General features: G+C 69.6%; 6 protein-coding genes. 1 reads left to right on the top strand and 5 read right to left on the bottom strand.

Features of this window, described 5'->3' with window-relative positions; genetic code table 11:
- Positions 1-100: 100 nt before the first annotated feature.
- Positions 101-250: a pentapeptide repeat-containing protein gene (locus tag ACWDV4_RS22080; protein WP_449981729.1), complete on the bottom strand. Its 150-nt coding sequence runs from the start codon at positions 248-250 to the stop codon at positions 101-103.
- A gap of 75 nt (positions 251-325) precedes the next feature.
- Here ACWDV4_RS22080 and ACWDV4_RS22075 point away from each other — a divergent pair, with 75 nt between their 5' ends.
- A complete protein-coding gene (locus ACWDV4_RS22075; protein WP_449981717.1) occupies positions 326-1,675 on the top strand; it encodes an MFS transporter in 1,350 nt (449 codons plus the stop codon).
- Between the two features lie 102 nt (positions 1,676-1,777).
- On the opposite strand, the gene ACWDV4_RS22070 is transcribed toward ACWDV4_RS22075, so the two are convergent.
- The 4 genes from ACWDV4_RS22070 to ACWDV4_RS22055 all read right to left on the bottom strand — a co-directional run bounded on the left by ACWDV4_RS22070 (position 1,778) and on the right by ACWDV4_RS22055 (position 6,294).
- A complete protein-coding gene (locus ACWDV4_RS22070; protein WP_449981715.1) occupies positions 1,778-2,212 on the bottom strand; it encodes a hypothetical protein in 435 nt (144 codons plus the stop codon).
- Positions 2,213-2,459: 247 nt separating this feature from the next.
- Complete coding sequence (purD, locus tag ACWDV4_RS22065; protein WP_449981713.1) at positions 2,460-3,710, bottom strand: phosphoribosylamine--glycine ligase; 1,251 nt, start codon at positions 3,708-3,710, stop codon at positions 2,460-2,462.
- A 184-nt stretch (positions 3,711-3,894) separates the two neighbouring features.
- Positions 3,895-4,824 (bottom strand): type IV toxin-antitoxin system AbiEi family antitoxin domain-containing protein, encoded by a 930-nt coding sequence (locus ACWDV4_RS22060; protein WP_449981711.1) that lies wholly within the window; start codon positions 4,822-4,824, stop codon positions 3,895-3,897.
- Between the two features lie 180 nt (positions 4,825-5,004).
- Complete coding sequence (locus ACWDV4_RS22055) at positions 5,005-6,294, bottom strand: adenylosuccinate synthase (RefSeq protein WP_449981709.1); 1,290 nt, start codon at positions 6,292-6,294, stop codon at positions 5,005-5,007.
- Between the last annotated feature and the right edge of the window lie 16 nt (positions 6,295-6,310).

Here is a 6,310-nt window from a genome sequence, read left to right as displayed (position 1 = left end):
CCGGGATCTGGCACAACAACAAGACCGGAGCACCCGTCACCCGATCACTGATCGCTTACGACCACTGACCAGGTTTCGGAACTACTCGTCTAGGGGCCCGTCAGCCCGGCTGACATGAAATGCTTTGCCAATCAGTGTCGTCCAGCCTCGTCCCGAGGATCGGAGGCCCGCTGAAGGCCGCCTCGCTGAAGGTTGCCGCACTGAGGTTCGCCTCGTTGAAGGTTGCCGCACTGAACTTCGCCCACCGCAGCTCCGCCGATCCGTCCGGCTCCTGGGCACGCCAACTCGGGCGCTCTGGCTGCCCGAAGGAGAGGTGCCTCGCTCGATGGGGAGCCGCCGACTGCCACCAGCCGCCGCCACCCGGCCAGCCAACCGCCGCCTGCCACTCCTGTTGGTCGAGGCGGCCACCCTGCTCTCCGGGATCGGCAACGGCGTGGCCACGGTCGCCCTGCCCTGGCTGGTCCTGGAACGTACCGGTAGTCCAACCGCAGCCGGTGTCGTCGCGGCGGCCACCGCGCTCCCCCTACTGGTCTCCAGTCTGTTCTCCGGGACCGTGGTCGACCTGGTCGGTCGGAAGCGGACCTCGATCTTCTCGGACGCCTTCTCTGCCCTCTCCGTCGCCGCCATCCCGATCCTGGACGCGACCGTCGGGCTCAACATCACGGCCATCGTGGCGCTCGCCGTACTCGGTGCGGTCTTCGATCCGGCCGGACTCACCGCCCGCGAGACCCTGCTGCCGGCCGCCGCCCAGACCGCCGGCTGGCGGATTGAACGGGCCAACAGCATCCACGAGGCGGTCTGGGGCGCGGCCTTCCTCATCGGCCCCGGCGTCGGCGGGGTGCTCATCGCGGCGATCGGCCCGGAGCGCACCCTCTGGGTCACCGCCGGCGGCTTCGCGCTGTCCATACTGCTGGTCGCCGCCGTACGGCTGCCCGGGGCGGGCCGGCCCGAGCAGCGGCCCGCCGGCATCTGGCGCGGCACCGTCGAAGGCCTGCTCTTCGTCTGGCGGGACCGGCTACTACGTACCATCGCCCTGCTCACCATGGCACTCGTGGCGCTCTACCTGCCGGCGGAAGGTGTCGTCCTCCCCGCCTACTTCGTCGAGCAGGGCGCACCGTCGCGACTCGGCACCATCGTGATGGCAATGAGCGCCGGCGGCATCGTGGGCGCGCTGCTCTACGGTGGCCTGGGGCACCGGATCCGCCGCCGGAGCGCCTTCGTCACAGCCCTGATCGGCACCGGCATCGTCCTGGTCGGGCTGGCCGCGCTACCGCCGTACCCGGCCATGATCGTCCTCGCGGCGGCCACCGGGCTGATGTACGGCCCGATCAACCCATTGGCCAACTACGCGATGCAGACTCGCACCCCGGAACACCTGCGGGGGCGAGTCGTCGGGGTGATGACGTCTTCGGCATACGCCGCCGGGCCGGCTGGCTACCTGCTCGCCGGGCCGCTGGTGGAGTGGCTCGGGGTCCGGCCGGCCTTCCTCGTACTCGCCGTCGTCCTGCTGGTGGTGGCGCTGGCGGCCATACCCCTGCCCGCCCTACGGGCCCTGGACGAGCCGCCGGCCTATCCACCGGCCCCCATCGGCGCAGCACCGTTGGACGAGGGGCCGGTGCCGCTCGGCGAGCAGTGGATCTCGTCCGCCCGTCGGGACCAGTCCGACGACGACTGACTACGGACGGCTGGCTCGACGTCTCGGCTGGGCCGGCCGCTCCAGCGACGGTGGCCTGGCCAGTCGTCGGCGAGCCAGTGCGCTCGCCGACGGCTGCCCGGGTCAGGCGTAAACCGCCACCGAGTTGGAGCAGTTCGAGTAGTCGCCCTTCACCACACACACGTACATGTAGTACTTGTTGCCCTCAGGAAGATTGCCCGTCTTGTAGTGGGTGTACGGGGCACTGTGCCCACGCGTGGTCGCGATCCGGCCCGTGCTCAGGTGCGCTTCGACGCCGTAGCCGTCCGCCAGTTGGTCGTCTGCCACCAGCGCGTCTCCCGGATAGGGACCGTCCGGATCCTGGAGCCATCGGCCGGATCCCGCCGGGAGACCCCGGTCATTGTTGTTGATCCAGATGTTGTATCCATTGGGCGACGGAGAGTAATGAAAGCTGAAGCTGGGGGCCGCTTGCGCGGGAGAGCTACCGACCAGCAGTGTTCCGGCGGCGGAGGTGAGCGCAATGGCGCATGCGGTCAGTCGCGTCCTGAGACGGGTCATGGAACAGCATCCCTTCGTGCACTGGATCGACAGCACCCGCTGTGACCTGCATGGATGAAGGTCGACCATTGTGGCGCAAACAACATCCTCGATCAACAAGAGGGCGGCGTACGGGCCGCGCCGAGTTACTTGAGGAAATCTTGCGCTGTGATCATCAACTCCAGCCGCCCTGGTCGCCCCGCCGCTGGCACCGCTTGACGAGTCGACCTACGGTCGATCAGCCCGGGACGAGTCGACACACGGTCGGTCAGTGCGGGACGGCGATCCGGCCGTCGACTGCGGCGGCGGCGATGTCGCTGCGGTGGTGCGAGCCGGGCAGGTCGATGCCGCGTACCAGTTCGTAGGCGGCCTCACGCGCGGCAGCCAGGTCGGGGCCGGTGGCCGTACCGCAGAGGACCCGCCCCCCGGCGGAGAGCAACGCGCCGTCGACAGCCCGCCGGGCGGTGCCCGCGTGGATGACGCCCGGCCGCTCCGCCCCGCTGATCACGTCACCGCTACGCGGCTTCGCCGGGTAGCCCTCGGCGGCGACCACAACGGTGACGGCCGCCCCGTCGCGCCAGCGCAGCGGCGGGTGCGCGGCCAGCGTGCCGGTCGCGGCGGCGTGCAGCAGCCCGGCGAGTGGGGTCTCCAGCAACGCGAGCACCACCTGCGTCTCCGGGTCGCCGAAGCGGGCGTTGAACTCGATCACCCGGGGGCCGTCGGCGGTGATCGCCAGCCCGACGTAGAGCAGGCCCGCAAACGGCGTGCCCCGGCGCGCCATCTCGGCCAGGGTCGGATGGACGACGTCACGCATGACCTCGTCGACCAGGCCGGCCGGTGCCCAGGGCAGCGGCGCGTACGCCCCCATGCCGCCGGTGTTCGGGCCGGTGTCGCCATCTCCGACCCGCTTGAAGTCCTGCGCCGGCAGCAGCGGAAGCGCCGCCTCGCCGTCGGTGACCACGAAGAGGGAGACTTCCGGGCCAGCCAGGTATTCCTCCACGACGACCCGGCCGCACTCCTCGGCGTGCCGGAGCGCGGCGGCGCGGTCGTCGGTCACCACGACGCCCTTGCCGGCGGCGAGCCCGTCGTTCTTCACCACGTACGGCGCGCCGAACTCGTCCAGCGCCCGGGCCGTGCTCTCCGCGTCGGCGCAGGTGTACGCGCGGGCGGTCGGCACGCCGGCGGCGGTCATCACGTCCTTGGCGAACGCCTTCGAGCCCTCCAGTTGGGCGGCCTCGCCGGATGGCCCGAACGCGGGGATGCCCTTGGCGCGTACGGCGTCGGCGACCCCCGCGACCAGCGGCGCCTCCGGCCCGATCACCACCAGATCGGCCCCGGTCTCCACGGCTAGCGCGGCGACGGCCGCCGGATCGCACGGATCGACCGCCCGCAGCGAGGCGACTGCGGCAATGCCGGGGTTTCCCGGCGCCGCAATCAGCTGCTCGACGGACGCGTCACCGGCGAGGCCCAGCGCGAGCGCATGCTCCCGCCCCCCGCTCCCAAGAAGAAGAACCCGCACGGTGCCTGATCCTACGCGCCCTGCCCCCCGCCCTGTTGATCAAGAGATTTACGTCAGGCATCCGCCCCTCGGATGACGTAAATCTCTTGATCAACAGGGCGGGGGGCAGGAGGCGAGAGGCAGGGGTGCGGGCATGAGGCGAGAGGCGGGGGTGCGGGCAGGAGGCGAGCGGCAGGACGGTTGTTCAGCGGGGCAGGCGGGCGGCGATCGCCGTCCGAACGACGTGTGGGATGTAGTCGGGACGCATGGTGTCCTCCCAGGTGAAGCGGAGTATCGCCCAGCCTGCGTTGACCAGGCGGTTCTGCCGTCTCCGGTCTTCGTGGAGCGCATCCGGTGTGCCGTGCGGCCCCCTGCCGTCCGCCTCACCGATGATTCGGGGTAGTCGCCAGCCGAGGTCACCGACGCCGAGCAGATAGCCGTCGTCGTCGCGAACCTCCACCTGCAGCGCGTCCGGCGGCACCCGCCCGTCGTTGCAGCGCAGTCGTACCCATGTCTCCAGCGGCGACTGTGCCCGACAATCCGCCTCGGCAAGATGCCGACGGGCGGCCACCGCGCCCCGCCGACCACGGATGAGTCGCTCGATGAGCAGACAGCCGCTGGCCGGAACCAGCTCCTGGTTCAAGGCCGAGTCGAGCAGACAAACTGCCGGGTATCGGTCGACCCGCAAGATGAGGTCAGCCAATGTGCGGGCTGGCGTCGTCGCAGGGATCCCGGCGGCCCGGCCGAGCTCGTCTGGCGCGGTGGTCAACTGGTGCACGACCACCTCGGGGTCGTCGTGGCGCGGCGGACGGGGCCGGTCGACCGGCACGGAGACGTGGACGACCGGCGACCGGCGTAGGCCGGCGATGCCGTACAACTCGGCTGCCGTGTCAAGCACCGCGACTGCGCCCGGCCCGAGGGAGGCCACCGCAGCCCGGATCCGGGCCCGGCGAAGAACATCCGTCCCGACCTCAGGATCGATGAGGTAGATCCCCCAGGCCATGCGACGCCAACGACCGGAGCGACACATCTGCCGGATCTGGTCGCGGGTCATCCCCGCCCGGCACGCCTGGTCCGCGGTGATCACTCCGTCTTGACCCGCCGCGATACGTCGCAACAGCACATCCGCATCCACGGCTCAGACCATCGAGGATCCGCGACATCAGATGCGACCCCTGTGGATAACTCTGTGGATAACCCTGCACGCATCCCGGCCGTCTTGCGTTGATCAAGAGATTTACGTCAAGCCGAGCGGCTTTTCATGACGCAAATCTCTTGATCAACCATCAAACCGAAAAGAGAGGGGCGGAGAAGGTCAGGGCAGGAGGGGGTGGCGGACGATGTTCTCGTCCCGGCCGGGGCCGACCCCCACCACGCTGACCCGGGTGCCGCACAGCTCCTCGATCCGGGCGATGTAGCGGCGGGCGTTCTCCGGCAGCTCAGCCTCGGTACGCGCCTTGGTGATGTCCTCCCACCAGCCGTCCAGCTCCTCGTAGATCGGCTTCGCGTGGTGGAACGCGGTCTGCGTCATCGGCATGTCGGAGAAGCGCTCGCCGTCGATCTCGTAGCCAACGCAGATCGGCACCTTCTCCAACCCGGTCAGCACGTCCAGCTTCGTGATCACGAGGTCGGTGATCCCGTTGAGCCGGCAGGCGTACCGGGCCACCACCGCGTCGAACCAACCGCACCGCCGCTCACGGCCGGTGGTGGTGCCGTACTCGGCGCCGATCTTGCGCAGGTGCATGCCGTTGTCGTCGAACAGCTCGGTCGGGAACGGGCCCGAACCCACCCGGGTCGTGTACGCCTTGCTCACCCCGATGACCTGGGTGATCGCGGTCGGCGGGATGCCCGCACCCACACACGCCCCACCTGCGGTCGGGTTGGAGGAGGTCACGAACGGGTAGGTGCCGTGGTCCATGTCTAGCATGGTGGCCTGGGCACCCTCCAGCAGGACCGTCTCGCCCCGGTCCAGCGCGTCCCAGAGCATCGCCCGGGTCTCGGCGATGTACGGCCGCAGCCGCTCCGCGTATTCGAGGTATTCCTCGATCACCACGTCGACGTCGAGCGCCTTGCGGTTGTAGATCTTGAACAGCAGTTGGTTCTTCTCGCGCAGCGCCAGTTCGAGCTTCTTGCGCAGGATGCCCGGGTCGAGCAGGTCCTGTAGCCGGATGCCCATCCGGGCGACCTTGTCACCGTACGCCGGGCCGATGCCCCGACCGGTCGTGCCGATCCGGGACGAGCCGAGGTACCGCTCGACGACCCGGTCCAGGGCCCGGTGGTGCGGCATGATCAGGTGCGCGTCGCCGGAGATCCGCAGCCGGGAGACATCCACGCCCCGCTCGGCGAGCCCGTCGATCTCGGTGAGGAGCACCTTCGGGTCCACCACCACGCCGTTACCGATCACGATCATCGCGGTGGGCGAGAGTGCGCCGGACGGCATCAGGTGCAGTGCGTACTTCTGCCCATCCGGGGTGATCACGGTGTGTCCGGCATTGTTACCGCCGGAGTAGCGGACGACATAGTCGACCCGGCCGCCGAGGAGGTCGGTAACCTTGCCCTTGCCCTCGTCGCCCCACTGCGCTCCGATGAGCACGATCGCTGGCATCTTCTACCCGCCTTCA

The organism is Micromonospora sp. NPDC003197, from assembly GCF_053590565.1.
The sequence above is the reverse complement of the archived record's forward strand: the minus strand, read 5'-3'. Positions and strand labels throughout refer to the sequence as shown.

What these genes read in the sequence shown, in the direction of transcription:
- ACWDV4_RS22075 (WP_449981717.1), top strand. Translation starts at nt 326, where the DNA reads ATGGGGAGCCGCCGACTGCCACCAGCCGCCGCCACCCGGCCAGCCAAC.
- ACWDV4_RS22070 (WP_449981715.1), bottom strand. Translation starts at nt 2,212, where the DNA reads ATGACCCGTCTCAGGACGCGACTGACCGCATGCGCCATTGCGCTCACC.
- ACWDV4_RS22055 (WP_449981709.1), bottom strand. Translation starts at nt 6,294, where the DNA reads ATGCCAGCGATCGTGCTCATCGGAGCGCAGTGGGGCGACGAGGGCAAG.